Annotated in this window: 12 protein-coding genes and 1 pseudogene; 2 read left to right on the top strand and 11 right to left on the bottom strand. The window is 61.6% G+C overall.

The features are described 5' to 3' along the window. Positions 1–111: 111 nt before the first annotated feature. The 3 genes and pseudogenes from N5J71_RS11435 to N5J71_RS11425 form a co-directional block, all read right to left on the bottom strand. A complete protein-coding gene (locus tag N5J71_RS11435; RefSeq protein ID WP_279916868.1) occupies positions 112–2,397 on the bottom strand; it encodes an ABC transporter permease subunit in 2,286 nt (761 codons plus the stop codon). 183 nt (positions 2,398–2,580) lie between these two features. After that, on the bottom strand, positions 2,581–3,549 hold the full coding sequence (locus N5J71_RS11430) for a PstS family phosphate ABC transporter substrate-binding protein (RefSeq protein ID WP_279916867.1): 969 nt from the start codon (positions 3,547–3,549) through the stop codon (positions 2,581–2,583). A gap of 215 nt (positions 3,550–3,764) precedes the next feature. Further along, positions 3,765–3,941: pseudogene (locus tag N5J71_RS11425) on the bottom strand (transposase); the annotation flags it as partial. A 200-nt stretch (positions 3,942–4,141) separates the two neighbouring features. On the opposite strand from N5J71_RS11425, the gene N5J71_RS11420 reads away from it, so the two are divergent. After that, a complete protein-coding gene (locus tag N5J71_RS11420; protein ID WP_279871093.1) occupies positions 4,142–4,546 on the top strand; it encodes a DUF1330 domain-containing protein in 405 nt (134 codons plus the stop codon). 3 nt (positions 4,547–4,549) lie between these two features. Here N5J71_RS11420 and N5J71_RS11415 read toward each other — a convergent pair whose 3' ends face one another. The 7 genes from N5J71_RS11415 to N5J71_RS11385 form a co-directional block, all read right to left on the bottom strand. After that, positions 4,550–5,332: an N-acetylmuramoyl-L-alanine amidase gene (locus tag N5J71_RS11415; protein WP_279916866.1), complete on the bottom strand. Its 783-nt coding sequence runs from the start codon at positions 5,330–5,332 to the stop codon at positions 4,550–4,552. Beyond that, on the bottom strand, positions 5,329–5,919 hold the full coding sequence (locus N5J71_RS11410; RefSeq protein WP_279916865.1) for a MarC family protein: 591 nt from the start codon (positions 5,917–5,919) through the stop codon (positions 5,329–5,331). Before N5J71_RS11410 ends, N5J71_RS11415 begins: the two co-directional genes overlap by 4 nt. Before the next feature lie 180 nt (positions 5,920–6,099). After that, on the bottom strand, positions 6,100–7,929 hold the full coding sequence (locus tag N5J71_RS11405) for a GGDEF domain-containing protein (RefSeq protein WP_279916864.1): 1,830 nt from the start codon (positions 7,927–7,929) through the stop codon (positions 6,100–6,102). 5 nt (positions 7,930–7,934) lie between these two features. After that, positions 7,935–8,807, bottom strand: a complete 873-nt coding sequence (locus N5J71_RS11400) for an endonuclease/exonuclease/phosphatase family protein (RefSeq protein ID WP_108233496.1) — start codon at positions 8,805–8,807, stop codon at positions 7,935–7,937. 19 nt (positions 8,808–8,826) lie between these two features. After that, entirely contained in the window at positions 8,827–9,453 is a 627-nt protein-coding gene (locus N5J71_RS11395) for a thiol:disulfide interchange protein DsbA/DsbL (protein ID WP_279916863.1), read from the bottom strand. 520 nt (positions 9,454–9,973) lie between these two features. Further along, positions 9,974–10,579 (bottom strand): c-type cytochrome, encoded by a 606-nt coding sequence (locus N5J71_RS11390; RefSeq protein WP_074857130.1) that lies wholly within the window; start codon positions 10,577–10,579, stop codon positions 9,974–9,976. Between the two features lie 50 nt (positions 10,580–10,629). Further along, on the bottom strand, positions 10,630–10,920 hold the full coding sequence (locus N5J71_RS11385; protein ID WP_279916862.1) for a c-type cytochrome: 291 nt from the start codon (positions 10,918–10,920) through the stop codon (positions 10,630–10,632). A 243-nt stretch (positions 10,921–11,163) separates the two neighbouring features. On the opposite strand from N5J71_RS11385, the gene yihA reads away from it, so the two are divergent. Then, complete coding sequence (gene yihA / locus N5J71_RS11380) at positions 11,164–11,805, top strand: ribosome biogenesis GTP-binding protein YihA/YsxC (RefSeq protein WP_074857132.1); 642 nt, start codon at positions 11,164–11,166, stop codon at positions 11,803–11,805. 446 nt (positions 11,806–12,251) lie between these two features. Here the strand turns inward: yihA and polA are convergent, their stop codons facing one another. After that, positions 12,252–15,047, bottom strand: coding sequence for a DNA polymerase I (gene polA, locus N5J71_RS11375; RefSeq protein ID WP_279916861.1), 2,796 nt, complete (start codon positions 15,045–15,047; stop codon positions 12,252–12,254). Positions 15,048–15,063 lie beyond the last annotated feature (16 nt).

The following is a 15,063-nucleotide window of genomic DNA, read 5'->3' as shown; positions in this document are numbered from 1 at the left end:
CTGCGGGCACCCTCGGCTTGGGCATCCTGCGTCGCTCTAACTCCTGCATCCTTGCAGTCGTCTCCCATGAATGGGAGAGGGGCATCAGTTGGCCTGCTGCGCAGGCATGTTTTACAGACTCGAATATCGGGTGCGCAGACGCTGACGGATCAGTTCGGCCAGGGTGTTCATCACGAAAGTGAACAGCAGCAGTACCAACGCCGCCAGGAACAGCACGCGGTAATGAGTGCCGCCGACTTCCGACTCGGGCATTTCCACGGCGACGTTGGCCGCCAGGGTGCGCATGCCTTCGAAGATGTTGATGTCCATGATCGGCGTGTTGCCGGTGGCCATCAGTACGATCATGGTCTCGCCCACCGCGCGGCCCATGCCGATCATCAGCGCCGAGAAGATGCCCGGGCTGGCGGTGAGAATCACCACGCGGGTCAGGGTCTGCCAGGGCGTCGCACCGAGGGCCAGGGAGCCGAAAGTCAGGCTCTTGGGCACGCTGAACACGGCGTCTTCGGCGATGGAGTAGATGTTCGGGATCACCGCGAAGCCCATCGCCAGGCCCACCACCAGGGCGTTGCGCTGATCGAAGGGAATCCCCAGCTCATTGGTCAGCCACAGGCGCATATTGCCGCCGAACAGCCAGTTTTCCAGATGACCACTGACGGCGATGGAGAACCAACCCACGGCAATCACGACCGGAATCAGCAGCGCCGCTTCCCAACCTTCGGGTACACGATGCCGGATGGCGTCAGGCAGCCTGGTCCAGACATAACCGAACAGCAGGATGCCCACCGGCGTCAGCAGCAGCAGGCTGAAGATGCCGGGCAGGTGGTTTTCCAGAAACGGCGCGAGGAACAGGCCGGCGAAGAAACCGAGAATCACCGTCGGCAATGCTTCCATCAGCTCGATCACCGGCTTGACCTTGGTGCGCATGCGCGGCGCCATGAAGTACGCGGTGTAGATGGCGGCAGCAATGGCCAGCGGGGCAGCCAGAAGCATGGCGTAGAACGCCGCCTTGAGCGTGCCGAAGGCCAGCGGCGAAAGGCTCAGCTTTGGCTCGAAATCGGTGTTGGCCGAGGTCGACTGCCAAACGTAGTCAGGCTCCGGGTAGCTTTCGTACCAGACCTTGCCCCACAGCGCACTCCAGGAAATTTCCGGGTGTGGGTTATCCACCACGAAGCGCTGCAGCTTGCCGTCCGACTCGACCAGCACCCGGCTGGCGCGTGGCGACAGTGCGGCAACGGCGCTGCCGTCTGCGACCTGCTCCTTGAGCAGAGTGCGGTGCGCCGTGCTGTGGAAAATGCCCAGGCGACCGTCGGCATCCAGGGCCATGAAGCCCTTGCGACGCTCCTCGGGGAGGATCTGGGTGATCGCGCTGTCGCCCAGCTGGAAGCTGCGGATCGACTGGAAGGTGGACTTGCCGTCCTGATCGCGCACCATGAACCACTGCTGGATACCACCCTTGGCGTCACCGATCATGATCGAGATGCCGCCGAGCAGGCTGGTAGCGCTGGTCACACGGTTGGACGCATCCTTGAGCAGCTCGTAACGACCATTGAGGCTGCGCTTGCGCAGGTCGAAGACGTCGGCACTGGAGTCGCCATTGAACACGTACAGCCACATCTGCCGGGGGTCGATAAGCAGTTGGCTGACCGGCTCGCCGATCTGCGGCAGGTTGATGCGCTGCTCGCTGACGCTCACCTCGCCGGTGAACAGGTTTTCCTCACGGCTCAGGCTGATCAGATGCAGCTCGTTGTTGGTGGAGCCGGCCAGCATCAGCGTACCGCTGTTGAGATTGAGCGCCACATGCTCCAGCGGACGCCCCTGCGGGTCCAGTTCGATCGGCGCCTCGCCATAGGGGAAGTCGATCTGCGGCGCGATGGTACGCACGTTGTCCGGATAGGTGATCTTGTAGTTGTGCTGCAGGATCAGCGCCTGGCCGTTGGACAGCCCCAATACCACGCGGCGCGTACCCGGCTGGTCCTGACCGACGGAGGCGACGGTCACACCTTGCGGCAGCGGCAACTGCAGACGCTGCAGGGCCTCGCCATTCTTGAGTGCGAAGAACTGCACGGCACCGGAAGCATCCAGACGCATGGCGACCTGGTTCTGCTCTTCCATCGCCAGCAGCAGCGGCGCTTGCGCCTCGGCCAGCCAGGCCGGCTGTTGCGCCTGGCGCGCCGTCAACTCGGCGCCCTGGAACATCGGCAGCACCACATGGGCCAGGTAGAAGAAGATCAGGGTGATGGCACCGAGCACCGCCAGCCCACCGATGGAGACGTACCAGCGTGCCAGACGATCCTTCAGGGCACGCATACGGCGCTTGCGTTGCAGGGCGGGCGTATTGAAGTCGATCCCCAGGGGATTCTGTGATCGGTTCACGGATTCTTTTGCCAAGTCGTTCATGCGAGAAGTCTCTGCGCGGGCTCAAGGCAGCGCATAGGGCTGTCCAGGCTTGTCAATCTAGCGAGCTTGTATGACGGAAAGGTTACAGTCGCCTAACATGACGAAGCCCACCACTCTCTGGAGTGGTGGGCGCTATCGACCGTCAGATGCGAATCAGCCGGCCGACATCGTCAGGCGCTGTAATTACAGGCCCAGTTCCTTCATGGTCTTCTCGACCACTTTCGACGGCAGCGGGATGTAACCATCCTTCATCACGACATCCTGGCCCTGCTTGGACAGCACCAGCTTGATGAACTCGGCATCCAGCGGGCTCAGCGGCTGGTTCGGCGCCTTGTTGACGTAGACGTAGAAGAAGCGAGCCAGCGGGAACTTGCCAGCCAGAGCGTTCTCTTCCGAAGCTTCGAAGGCTTCACCACCCTTCTTCGACAGCGGAACGGCGCGCACGCTGGAAGTGCGGTAGCCGATACCCGAGTAGCCGATGGCGTTCAGGGTGCTGGAAATCGATTGCACCACGGAAGCCGAACCTGGCTGCTCGTTGACGTTGGCTTTGAAGTCGCCTTTGCACAGGGCTTCTTCCTTGAAGTAACCGTAGGTGCCGGATACCGAGTTACGACCGAACAGCTGCAGCGGCTTGTTTGCCCACTCGCCGGTCAGACCGAGGTCACCCCAGGTCTTGATGTCCTTGTCGTAACCGCACAGACGGGTGCTGGAGAAGATGGCATCGACCTGCTCGATCGACAGCGACTTGATCGGGTTGTCCTTGTGCACGAACACGGCCAGGGCGTCGATGGCAACCGGAACGGCGGTCGGCTTGTAGCCGTACTTCTCTTCGAAGGCCTGGATTTCGCTGTCCTTCATCGGACGGCTCATCGGCCCCATGTTGGCGGTGCCTTCGGTCAGAGCGGGTGGCGCAGTGGAGGAACCGGCGGCCTGGATCTGGATGTTGACGTTGGGGTAGTTCTTCTTGAACTCTTCTGCCCACAGGGTCATCAGGTTGGCCAGCGAGTCGGAACCGACGCTGGACAGGTTGCCCGATACACCGGAAGTCTTTTCATAGGTCGGCAGAGCCGGGTCGACGGCGGCTACAGCAGATACGGCGCTAACGCCAGCGGCGGCGAAAGTCAGGGCCGCCATCAAACGCTTCAGTTTCATGCCTTGCTCCTAGCAGGATGGTGTTGTGTTGGATGGAACGGGCCCAAGTATCTGCAGGCCACGTGAACACTCTATGAAACGAATGTGACAGTTAAATGAACGTCGACAGGTTCGAGGGCGGCAGAGAGAAAGCACTTCGGATGGTCTGGGAGAAGTGTGAGTGATACCGGACTGGCAAGTTTGTGTGCGTATTGCTCACAGACTTAGCACTATCCGACCTTATTCCAGTTCCCGAACGCTTCGGGTAGATCTCTCCAGGGACATCCCGTGCGCATGCGGTACAGCATGCCCTCCACGGTCATTCGTAGATCACGCTTGTTGTAGATGGCCTTGTGCAGCAGAATTTTCCGCAGCTTCGACCAATGCTCATCACTGAGCAATAATCGGGGCATTGCAAACTCGTATCGATGTTGAATCAGAGCTTCAACGATACGAGTTTGCTCTTATATATCAAATGATTAGCGCGAAACGGCAACAGCCCCTAGCGCAGCACCATGCTGAGCAGATGATCGGCTATCAGGCGGACCGATAGTACTTGCCGCACTCGGCTTCAGGCGTGAGGCTCAGGGAAAACACCAGCCGAGGAACGTGCATGCCCAGCATCAACCCCAACCGCGAGGATCTGCTGGCGTTCGCCGAGCGCATGCCCAGCGATACACCGATCCTGATGCTCAATCTGCTGCGCTTCAACAGCCAAGCTGCGTACGACACAGGCAGCCTCCATGCGCCATGCAGCGGGCGCGAAGCCTATGCGCGCTACAGCCGCACCGCGCTGAGCAAGGTCCGTGGGGTGGGTGGTGAGGTGCAGGTGATGGCAGACGTCCACCTGGCTTTGATCGCACCGAAGCAAGAGCAGTGGGATCTGCTTCTGCTGGTGCGCTATCCCTCGTCAGCAGCCTTTTTGAGCATGCTCGCGGACCCCGAATACCAGGCCGCCACCGTTCATCGCAGCGCAGCGCTGGCCGACTCTCGGCTGATCGGCACGACGCCTAGCTGAGCTCTATCCTGCCGCCTGCAGATTGAGCACCAGTAACCGCGCTGCAGTTTCGGCGTCCGGCTGGCCGTCGTAGTTGGCCGGGCGATACTTCATCTGAAAGGCGGCGATGACGTTGCGTGTCGCTTCGTCCAGCTCGCCATGCTGCGGCACCGTGTAGCCCTGCTGCGCCAATTGCTCCTGGAACCACTGCACGCTGGGCAGGCTGGTGCTGAACAACGCCTGTTGGCGCGCTACGGCATCCTCGTTCGGCCAGGGGACCAGCCCTTCGTCGGCCAGACGCTTCCAGGGGAACAGCGGGCCCGGATCGACCTTGCGCTGCGGCGCCACATCACTGTGCGCGATGATCGAACCCAACGGCAGTTGGTGGCGCTGGACGATGTCCTTGAGCAGCACGATCAGGGTATCGATCTGCTGCGGCGAGAACGGCTGCCAGTAACGCCCGGCCGGCGTCTGGTAGTAGCCCTGGTTGACCAGCTCGATGCCGATCGTGGTGCTATTGAGCCAGGTGCGGCCCTTCCACTCACTGACGCCGACATGCCAGGCGCGACGGTTCTCATCGACCAGACGATAGACGGTCGGCGGTGCATCGCCGATCAGGTAGTGGCTGCTCACCTCGGTCTGCGTCAGCAGCTCGAGCGAACGCTGCAGATCAGCGGAGGTGTAATGCAGCACGACGTACTGCACGCGGCTGTTCTGGCCCGTCGCGGTGTGGCTGTCATCGATACGCAAGCCAGCGCTACAACCGGCAAGCAGAACGAGGGCAAGGGCAAGGCAAAGAGATTTCATGCGTGACCGAATACGCTCTTCAGGTTATCCAGCAGCATGTCGACGCTGAGCATGATCAGCAGCATGCCCATCAATCGTTCCACCGCCATCAACCCGCGGTTACCGAGAAAACGCTGCAGGAATGACGCCTGCAACAGGATGAATGCCGTCGCCGCCCAGGCCAGGATCAGCGCCAGGTAAAGTTCCCAGAGCGGTCCGGTGTGGGTGTTGCGCAGGGTCATCAGCACCGCCAGGGCCGAAGGCCCGGCGACCGCCGGTGTAGCCAGCGGCACCAGTATCGGCTCACCGTCCGGTACATCACCGAGCAGGCCTTGCGGGCTGGGGAAAATCAGGCGCATGGCGATGACGAACAGGATGATAGCGCCGGCAATCGCCGTTGCCTCGCGTGACAGCCCGAGGCTGCTGAGGAATTTGTCACCAAAGGTGAGGAACAGCAGCAGCAGGGCAAGGGCGAACAGCAGCTCGCGCGCGGCGATCCACAGGCGGCGACGCGGCTCGACGTTCTTCAGCGCGGCGATGTAGATGGCGATATTGCCAAATGGGTCGGTGACCAAAAAGATCAGCACGGCGATGCTGAAAATGTCCATGGGTATCTCCGCTGGCAGGTGGACATAGTCTAGAGCCTGCGGGGGTCACCTCGCGAGTCGCACGCGTATGGGACTCGGCATTTTCAGCCGGCGTGAAATCTTAATGACCGAAAACGCAGCGACGGTCATGGGAACGACCTGAGCGCGCAGGGGAGTTGATGGCGAACCGCAGCCGGGCGCTCAGGCCTGTTCGATGCGGTTACGCCCAGCGCCCTTGGCGCGATACAGCGCCTGATCGGCACGTTCGAAGGCCGCTTCGGGCGTTTCGCCATCGCGAAACTCGGCGATACCGGCAGAAAGGGTAATGGTCACCGGCTCGCCCTTGAAATGGAACGGGCAGGCCTCGATTGCCGCGCGCAGGGTTTCCAGCAGTTGCACGCCACCCGCCAATGGCGTTGCCGGAATCAGCAGAACGAACTCCTCGCCACCGAAGCGGGCCATGAAGTCGGTCTTGCGCAAACGCTTGCTGAGCTCGCCGGCGATGATCTTCAGCACCCGATCACCGGCCAGGTGACCATAGCCATCGTTGATGCGCTTGAAGTGATCGATATCCAGCGCCGCCAGCAGCAACTGCCCGCCATAGCGCTGGCGCCGAGCAACTTCCAGCTCCAGCCGCTCGATCCAGGCCGCACGGTTGGGCAGCCCGGTAAGCGGGTCGAGCAAGGATTTATGCCGCTGCTCCTCAATATGCTCGCGGAACTGCTGCGCCTCCTGCGCCATCTCGGCGACACGCCTGACCAGCCCCTGCAGACGCTCGGCCACCTCTGCTTCACTGCTGTCGCGCTGGCGCTGATGATTGCTGACACTCTGCAACAGGCCTTCCAGACGCTGCTCCAGCGCCTGTTTGAGGGATTCCAGATCGGATGCTTCCTGCACGCTGCTTTGCAGGTCACTGACCTGATCACGCAGTTGCTGGTTGAAGCTGCGCGTACTTTCCAGCGATGCGCTGTAACCCTCGCTGGCGGCATTGAGTGTGCCGATAAAGACGGCCAGGCGCTCGTTGAGCTGCTTGAGATAACCGGCAAACTCACGCTGACCGCTGTCACTGACCGCCAACACCAGCACGGCCAGGTCATCGAGCACCGGCACCAGCTCATACCAGTTGAGGTTGCCTTGCAGGCGCAGGCGCAGGGCTTCGCCTTGCGGCTGGTGGCGCGCCGGCAGCTCGAGCTCATCCAGCAGCTTGCGCAAGCTGCCGGCGATGTGCGGGGCGACCGCACTGTACCCAGGCTCACTGCTTGGCAGGGAAAACGGGCTGTCACCCGGCTCCTGCTGCGGCAACAGACCAGGCGGCAGCGGCAAACTGTCGAGCACAGGAGGGGCGTCAGGTAACGGGCGCAGAGCCGGCTCGCGAGTCAGCACAGCGGCACTGGCAGGCGACTGACTGACCGGCGCCAGCGCTGCGGGCGCCGAGGTCTCCGGGGTAGAAGCCGGCTCAGCGACATCATCCGCCGCCTGCGCGTTGCTCTGCTCGTCGTCGCTGCTCTCGGTGCGTGTACCGAACAGCCGCTGCAACAACCCGGGCTGTTCCTGAACCGGGCTTTGCAGCACGGTCAGCGCCTGTCTTTGCAGATTGCTAAGCTGGCTGAGCAGAGCCGGCAACAGATACTGATGACTGGTGGCATCCTGCAGTTGCTTGCCGAGGGACTTGAGCGCCTTGCGTACTTCACGCGGCGGCTGCAGACGTTGCAGTTGCTCGATCAGCCCGGCCAGGGCCATAGCCGCTTCACCGGCACGCTGCTGACGGCGCTGCTCGGAATCCACCACGGCCTTTTCCAGACGCGGGATCAGCCCGCCGAGCGCGGCGTCCATATCATCGCGGCGCAGGATTTCGCGCATTTCCTGCATGCACTGATCAACCGCCTTGTCCGCACCCTCGGCCGCCAGACTGCTGCGCACCAGGCCACGGCGCAGCAGATCCAGGCGCAGCTCCCAACGGCGCTCGAGCTTTTCCTGCTGCTCAAGGCTGCTCAGGTACTTGTCTTTCCAGCGTTGCGCGTCATCGCTCATACGGCTTACTCGGGAGATGGCGTTTTCAGCATAGGCAGTTGCGCAGCATTCTGTGCTGCCGGCAGGCGAATTTCCACGGCTACCGGCAGGTGATCGGAGATTGGCTGGCTGAGCACGTCGACACGCCCCAGTTCAAGCTCCGAGCTGAGCAGGATATGGTCGAGACAGCGCTGCGGGCGCCAGCTGGGGAAAGTCGCCTCAACCTGCGGCGCGAGCAGGCCAAGATCGCGCAGCGGCGAATTTTCCAGCAGGTCGACGGCATGGGTATTCATGTCGCCCATCAGCACCAGATGGCGAAACTCGCTGACCCGCTCACGGATATAGGCCAGTTGCCGGGTGCGGGTACGAGCACCCAGGGCCAGGTGCATCATCACCACCCCCAGTGCGTGCTCGCCCTCTCCCAGCCGCAGAAAGATCGCACCGCGCCCAGGCGGCCCAGGCAGTGGATGATCCTCCAGCAAGGTGGGACGCAAGCGGCTGAGTACGCCGTTGCTGTGCTGGGCGAGGCGCCCGAGATTGCGATTGAGCTGTTGGTACCAGAAGGGAAAGGCGCCCTGCTGGGCCAGGTACTCGACCTGATTGATATAACCCGAGCGCAGGCTGCCGCCATCGACTTCCTGCAACGCCACCAGATCGAAATCGGCGAGCAGATCACCGATGCGCTGAAGATTGCCGGCACGCCCGGCATGAGGCAACAGATGCTGCCAACTGCGCGTCAGGTAGTGGTGATAACGCTGGGTATTGATGCCGACCTGAACATTGAAGCTGAGCAAGCGCAGCAGGCCGTCAGCTGGCCAGTCGGCATGGGGCGAGCAGTGCGGGTTGATCTGTGGGTCGCACAGACCAACCGCGCGTGTCTTTCGCCAGCGGCGCAACATACTTCGCGCCTGCGGCCGCTTAAAGCGCGGCACGCTCCTTGGCGATCAGGTGATCGGCGACTTCCAGCGTCTGCTGCGGGCCACCGGCAGAGCCCAGGTCGAAGCGATACTTGCCGCCGACGACCATCACCGGTACGCCAGTGATCTGGTAAGCCATGGCCAGTTTCTTGGCCTTTTCCATCTGACCTTTGACGGCGAAGGAATTGAAGGTCTTGAGGAAGGCTTCGCGATCGACACCCTGGGTGGCGACGAAGTCAGCGAACTCTTCAGCCGAGGCCAGCTTCTTCTTCTCCTGGTGGATGGCGTTAAACACGGCGTCATGCACCTTGTGCTCGACCTTCATGCTTTCCAGGGTGATGAACGCCTGGCCATGCACGTTCCAGATGCCACCGAACAGCGCCGGCACGCGGACGAAATTGACGTCGTCCGGCAGCTTCTCGACCCAGGGGTTGAGAGTCGCTTCGAACTGATAGCAGTGCGGGCAGCCGTACCAGAACAGCGCCACCACTTCGACCTTGCCAGGCTTGGACACCGGCACCGGGCTCTTCAGCTCGACATACTGCTGGCCGGCTACCGGTTCGGCATGGGCACTAAGGCCGAACAGGCCGCTGATCGCCAGAGCGGCGCCAAAAATCAGGTTACGCATGGGGGTACTCCTCAACTGGATAAGCGTCGCCCTAAGTGGCGATTTGAGACTATGACTCGCTACCGCTGGGCCGGTTCCGCCCATTGTAGCCATGGCACATACGAAAAAGGGCGGCCGCAGCCTAATGCCAGTCAGTTAAGCCGTTGCACTCGATTTTTGTAGGAGCCGGCTTGCCGGCGATCCGCCATAAAAAGCATCGCCAGCAAGCTGGCTCCTACGAAAAGCGCCCCCTCTACTGCAAGTAGGAGGGGATGGTGACGAACTTATCTGATCAGCATTAGGCCGCAGCCACCCTTTGTCTTGCCAAAAGCAACAAGCCCTTGGTCTTTTGAGAATTTCGCGAGCTAGAGCCCGGCAAGGAAGAAACAGGAGAGGAACGGTCGGAGTCGCGGGCGACTGTACTTTTGTACATCCGCATGACTCGCTCCGTTCGCCCCTCCGGATCCGCCCTGAAGGGGTTTAGCCGCAAGCGGCTTCCGATCCTGTTTCTGACGCCGCAGGGCCGACGCGCAGCAAATTATCAGTGCAGACCCTGGATGAAGCTGGACACGGCTTCAATATCCTTGTTGCTCAGCTTGGCCGCAATGGACCGCATGATCATCGCGTCGCCATCGTTGGTGCGGTTGCCTTCACGGAAATCGGTCAGTTGCTTGGCGGTGTACTGCGCATGCTGACCACCCAGGTGCGGGTAACCAGCGGCGGCAAGACCGGCACCGTTAGGCGCATGGCAACCAATGCAGGCCGGCATCCCTTCTTCCAGTTTGCCGCCACGGAACAGCGCCTCACCACGCTCGACCAGCTTGGGATCGGCAGCACCAACGCTCATCTTCTGACTGGCGAAGTAAGCGGCGATGTCAGCCATGTCCTGATCGCTGAGGTTATCCAGCATGCCGGTCATCTCGATCACCGGACGGGCACCGGACTTGATGTCGTGCAGCTGCTTGAGCAAGTAACGCTCGCCCTGACCGGCCAGCTTGGGGAAGTTTGGTGCAGGGCTGTTGCCATCGGCGCCATGGCAGGCAGCACAGACAGCGACTTTGCCCTGACCGGCTTCGGCATCGCCAGCAGCCTGTGCCACGCCAGTGAGGCCCAAGGTCAACAGCAGACTCACGAGTACTTTGTTCATCAGCTAATCCAATTACGGCTAAGAGAGAAAGGGTTATCGAGCGGGCTTACTCACTCGGTCATCAGCTTGATGACCGCCTGGTAATCCTCGGCCGAGCAGTCCATGCACAGGCCGCGCGGCGGCATGGCATTCAAACCATTGGTGACACTCTGCACCAGTGTATCCATGCCCTTGGCCAGACGCGGCTCCCATGCGGCCTTGTCGCCCTTCTTGGGCGCCGTGGGAATCTGGCCGTTGTGGCATACACCACAGGAACGGTCATACACAGCTTGCGCATCCTGTGCAGCATGGCCACTCAAGGACAGGGTCATGAGGGTAGCGGCGAGCAGCATTTTCTTCATCAGATCAACCTCATCAGGGTTGGGAGCGTCCTGCTTTCTATCGAGCAGAGATGTAATCGCTCCCGGCAATTGGGTTCCTGCGGGTGGGACAAAGCGCACACAAAATCTGCGGCATTATATACTGGCAGCACTGAAACGGAAACGACGCCACCTGCCGCTCCCTCTGGAGTGCAGCAGGTGCGCGGAAATGTCGCAAGCCCTCGAACCACTGAACAGGAATCGAGGCATCCACCGGATACCCCCATGCTCCCGAAAAATCCCATCATCGGTCTGTGCCAGCAGGCCAGCTTCCTCATCAGTGCCGCCAAGGTCGACCAGTGCCCCGAGGACAGCGGCCTGGAGGTGGCATTCGCCGGCCGCTCCAACGCTGGCAAGTCGAGCGCGCTCAACACCCTTACCCACGCCAGCCTGGCGCGCACCTCGAAAACACCGGGACGTACGCAGTTGCTCAACTTCTTCCGCCTGGACGACGAGCGTCGCCTGGTCGACCTGCCCGGTTACGGTTATGCCAAGGTACCGATCCCGCTCAAACAGCACTGGCAGAAACATCTGGAAGCGTATCTGGGCAGCCGCGAGAGTTTGAGCGGTCTGGTGTTGATGATGGATATCCGCCATCCGCTGACCGAGTTCGACTGTATGATGCTGGACTGGTCGGTAGCCAGTGGCATGCCGCTGCATATCCTGCTGACCAAGGCCGACAAACTGGCTTTCGGCGCAGCGAAGACCACTTTGCTTAAGGTGCGCCAGGAAATTCACAAGCAGTGGGGCGAGGGCATCAGCATCCAGTTGTTCTCGGCGCCTAAGCGTATGGGCGTGGAAGAAGCGCAGATGGTACTGGCCGGTTGGTTGGATCTATTGCCGCAAGAGGATGAGGAACAGGAGTAGGGTGCGACGCACACCCGGCATGCACGGTCTGCTCCCTCTCCCATTTATGGGAGAGGGCTGGGGAGAGGGTGGTTCAGGCGACGCTCGGCATCGCCGGATAAACCCTCTCCCGCCCTTCGGGCACCCTCTCCCATAAATGGGAGAGGGTCATCAGAATGCCGCTAGCGGCAGCTTTTTTTGGGCAAAAAAAACCCCGAGCTTCGTATGGGGAGGGAGAAGTTCGGGGTTCAAGGTCTGAACCGCTAGGGCGGGGTTCAGATGTCTGCCAACACTTAACACAACAAAGGAGCATTGAAGGGCTTAACGGCCATTCATGAACTCTGACCGGGTGGGTTTACAGAAAGTTCATCGCCGCCTTAAAAACCATTTGCAATAAGAAAGCGCCTTTTGATTCCCTGAAACCCAAAATCTAGAGCGGCCGCGGCTTTACGCCGCGGCGACGGGGCTTAATGCGCTTCGTCCCAGTTGGCGCCGACACCGACTTCCACCAACAGCGGTACGTCCAAGTCGGCGGCACCACTCATCAGGCTCTTGAGTTTGGCGCTGACCTCGTCGATCAGTTCCTCACGCACTTCCAGTACCAGTTCGTCGTGCACCTGCAGGATGATGCGGGCGTCGATGCCGCTGTCCTGCAGCCAACCATCCACGGCGATCATGGCGCGCTTGATGATGTCCGCCGCCGTGCCCTGCATCGGTGCGTTGATCGCCGCGCGCTCGGCGCCCTTGCGCATGGCCTGGTTCTGCGCGTGGATTTCCGGCAGGTACAGGCGCCGGCCGTAGACCGTCTCCACATAACCCTGCTCGGCGGCCTGCGCGCGGGTGCTTTCCATGTAGGTCAGCACCCCCGGGTAACGGGCGAAGTAGCGGTCGATGTAGGCCTGCGCCTCCTTGCGTTCGACATCGATCTGCTTGGCCAGGCCGAAGGCGCTCATGCCGTAGATCAGGCCGAAGTTGATGGCCTTGGCCTTGCGCCGCTGGTCGCTGGTCACCTCTTCCAGTGCCACACCAAACACCTCGGCAGCAGTGGCCCTGTGCACGTCCAGGTCATGGTGGAAGGCATCGAGCAGACCTTTGTCCTTGGCCAGATGAGCCATGATGCGCAGCTCGATCTGCGAGTAGTCCGCCGCCATCAGCTTGTAGCCCTTGGGCGCCACGAAAGCCTGGCGGATGCGCCGGCCTTCGGCGGTGCGGATCGGGATGTTCTGCAGGTTCGGGTCGCTCGACGACAGGCGGCCAGTAGCGGCGACCGCCTGGTGATAGCTGGTATGGATACGCCCCGTGCGCGGGTTGATCTGCTCCGGCAACTTGTCGGTGTAGGTGCTCTTGAGCTTGCTCAAGCTGCGGTACTGCATCAGCACCTTGGGCAGCTCGAAATCTTGCTCGGCCAGTTCCGCCAGTACCGCTTCGGCGGTGGAGGGCTGGCCCTTGGCAGTCTTGCTGATCACCGGGTAGCCGAGTTTTTCGTAGAGGATCACGCCGAGTTGCTTGGGTGAGGCCAGATTGAATTCCTCACCGGCGATCTCGAACGCCTTGCGCTCCAGCTCCACCAGTTTTTCGCCCAGCTCGACACTTTGCTCGCCAAGCAGCTTGGCGTCGACCAGTGCGCCGTTGCGCTCGATACGCGCCAGCACCGGCACCAGCGGGATCTCGATTTCGCGCAGCACCTTGGCCAAGGAGGGCACGGCTTCGAGGCGTCCCCAAAGCTCCTGATGCAGACGCAAGGTCACGTCGGCATCTTCGGCGGCGTAGGGGCCGGCCTGCTCCAGAGCGATCTGGTCGAAGGTCAGTTGCTTGGCGCCCTTGCCGGCGATGTCCTCGAAACGAATGGTGCTGTGGTTCAGGTACTTCAGCGCCAGGCTGTCCATGTCGTGGCGGGTGGCGGTGGAGTCCAGCACATAGGATTCGAGCATGGTGTCAAAGGCCACACCCTGCACCATGATCGGTGTGCTGGCATTGGCCAGGACGTTGATGTCGTACTTGGCGTGCTGGCCGACCTTGGCCTTGGCCGGATCCTCGAGAATCGGCTTAAGCGCCTTGAGCACCGCATCGCGGTCGAGCTGCTGCGGCACGCCCATGTAGGAGTGCGCCAGCGGGATATAGGCCGCTTCACCGGCCTTGACCGCGAAGGACAGGCCGACCAGTTGCGCCTGCTGGGCGTCGATGCTGGTGGTCTCACTGTCGAAGGCGATCAGCTCTGCCTGCTCCAGTTTCTTCAGCCAGGCATCGAACTGCGCCTGTTCCAGCACAAGCTGGTAATCACCGGTGCTTGCCGGTGCGGGTTCAGCGGCATCTTCGGCGGCTGCGTCAGTCGGTTCGGCGAACAGATCTTCAGCCGGCGCAGCAGTCTTGGCCGCCAGTGACTTGTTCTGCCGCAGCAGGTCGTCCAGCCAGTTCTTGAATTCCAGTTCGCCGTAAAGCTCCACCAGCGCGGCCTGATCCGGTTCGCCGGGATGTAGCGACTCGATCTCGATATTCAGCGGCACGTCGGTCTTGATGGTCGCCAGTTGATACGACAGGTAGGCCATCTCGCGGTGTTCTTCGAGCTTGGCCGGCAGGTTCTTAGCGCCGCGGATCGGCAGCTCAGGGACCTTGTCGAGGTTGGCGTAGAGCATATCGAGACCGCCGCCAATGCCGACCAGCAGACCGAGGGCGGTCTTCTCGCCGACGCCGGGCACGCCGGGGATGTTGTCGACCTTGTCGCCCATCAGGGCCAGATAGTCGATGATCAGCTCAGGGCCGACACCGAATTTCTCTTTCACGCCACCTTCGTCATAGACGCTTCCGGTCATGGTGTTGACCAGCGTAACGTGCGGGCAGACCAGCTGCGCCATGTCCTTGTCGCCGGTGGAGATCACCACGTCGCGCTTTTCCCCCGCCGCCTGGCGCGCCAGGGTGCCGATCACGTCGTCAGCTTCAACGCCTTCGACGCACAGCAGCGGCAACCCCAGGGCGCGCACGCTGGCATGCAGCGGCTCAACCTGGACGCGCAACTCGTCCGGCATGGACGGGCGATTGGCCTTGTACTCGGCGAACAGCTCGTCGCGAAAGGTGCCGCCCTTGGCGTCGAAGACCACGGCGAAGGGGCTGTTCGGGTACTGTTTGCGCAGGCTCCTGAGCATGTTCAGCACGCCTTTTACCGCTCCGGTGGGCATGCCCTTGGAAGTGGTCAGCGGCGGCAGGGCGTGGAAGGCGCGGTACAGGTACGAGGAACCGTCGACCAGAACGAGGGGGGCTTGGCTCATGCGCGGGATCAACCTT

It is taken from the genome of Ectopseudomonas oleovorans (assembly GCF_029845265.1).
Classification (GTDB): domain Bacteria; phylum Pseudomonadota; class Gammaproteobacteria; order Pseudomonadales; family Pseudomonadaceae; genus Aquipseudomonas; species Aquipseudomonas oleovorans.
The sequence above is the reverse complement of the archived record's forward strand: the minus strand, read 5'-3'. Positions and strand labels throughout refer to the sequence as shown.

Bases quoted from the DNA above. Each gene is read 5' to 3' on its own strand.
- N5J71_RS11415 (WP_279916866.1), bottom strand. From the start codon at position 5,332: ATGAAATCTCTTTGCCTTGCCCTTGCCCTCGTTCTGCTTGCCGGTTGT.
- N5J71_RS11430 (WP_279916867.1), bottom strand. From the start codon at position 3,549: ATGAAACTGAAGCGTTTGATGGCGGCCCTGACTTTCGCCGCCGCTGGC.
- N5J71_RS11410 (WP_279916865.1), bottom strand. From the start codon at position 5,919: ATGGACATTTTCAGCATCGCCGTGCTGATCTTTTTGGTCACCGACCCA.
- N5J71_RS11400 (WP_108233496.1), bottom strand. From the start codon at position 8,807: ATGTTGCGCCGCTGGCGAAAGACACGCGCGGTTGGTCTGTGCGACCCA.
- polA (WP_279916861.1), bottom strand. From the start codon at position 15,047: ATGAGCCAAGCCCCCCTCGTTCTGGTCGACGGTTCCTCGTACCTGTAC.
- N5J71_RS11395 (WP_279916863.1), bottom strand. From the start codon at position 9,453: ATGCGTAACCTGATTTTTGGCGCCGCTCTGGCGATCAGCGGCCTGTTC.
- N5J71_RS11420 (WP_279871093.1), top strand. From the start codon at position 4,142: ATGCCCAGCATCAACCCCAACCGCGAGGATCTGCTGGCGTTCGCCGAG.
- N5J71_RS11385 (WP_279916862.1), bottom strand. From the start codon at position 10,920: ATGAAGAAAATGCTGCTCGCCGCTACCCTCATGACCCTGTCCTTGAGT.
- yihA (WP_074857132.1), top strand. From the start codon at position 11,164: ATGCTCCCGAAAAATCCCATCATCGGTCTGTGCCAGCAGGCCAGCTTC.
- N5J71_RS11435 (WP_279916868.1), bottom strand. From the start codon at position 2,397: ATGAACGACTTGGCAAAAGAATCCGTGAACCGATCACAGAATCCCCTG.
- N5J71_RS11390 (WP_074857130.1), bottom strand. From the start codon at position 10,579: ATGAACAAAGTACTCGTGAGTCTGCTGTTGACCTTGGGCCTCACTGGC.
- N5J71_RS11405 (WP_279916864.1), bottom strand. From the start codon at position 7,929: ATGAGCGATGACGCGCAACGCTGGAAAGACAAGTACCTGAGCAGCCTT.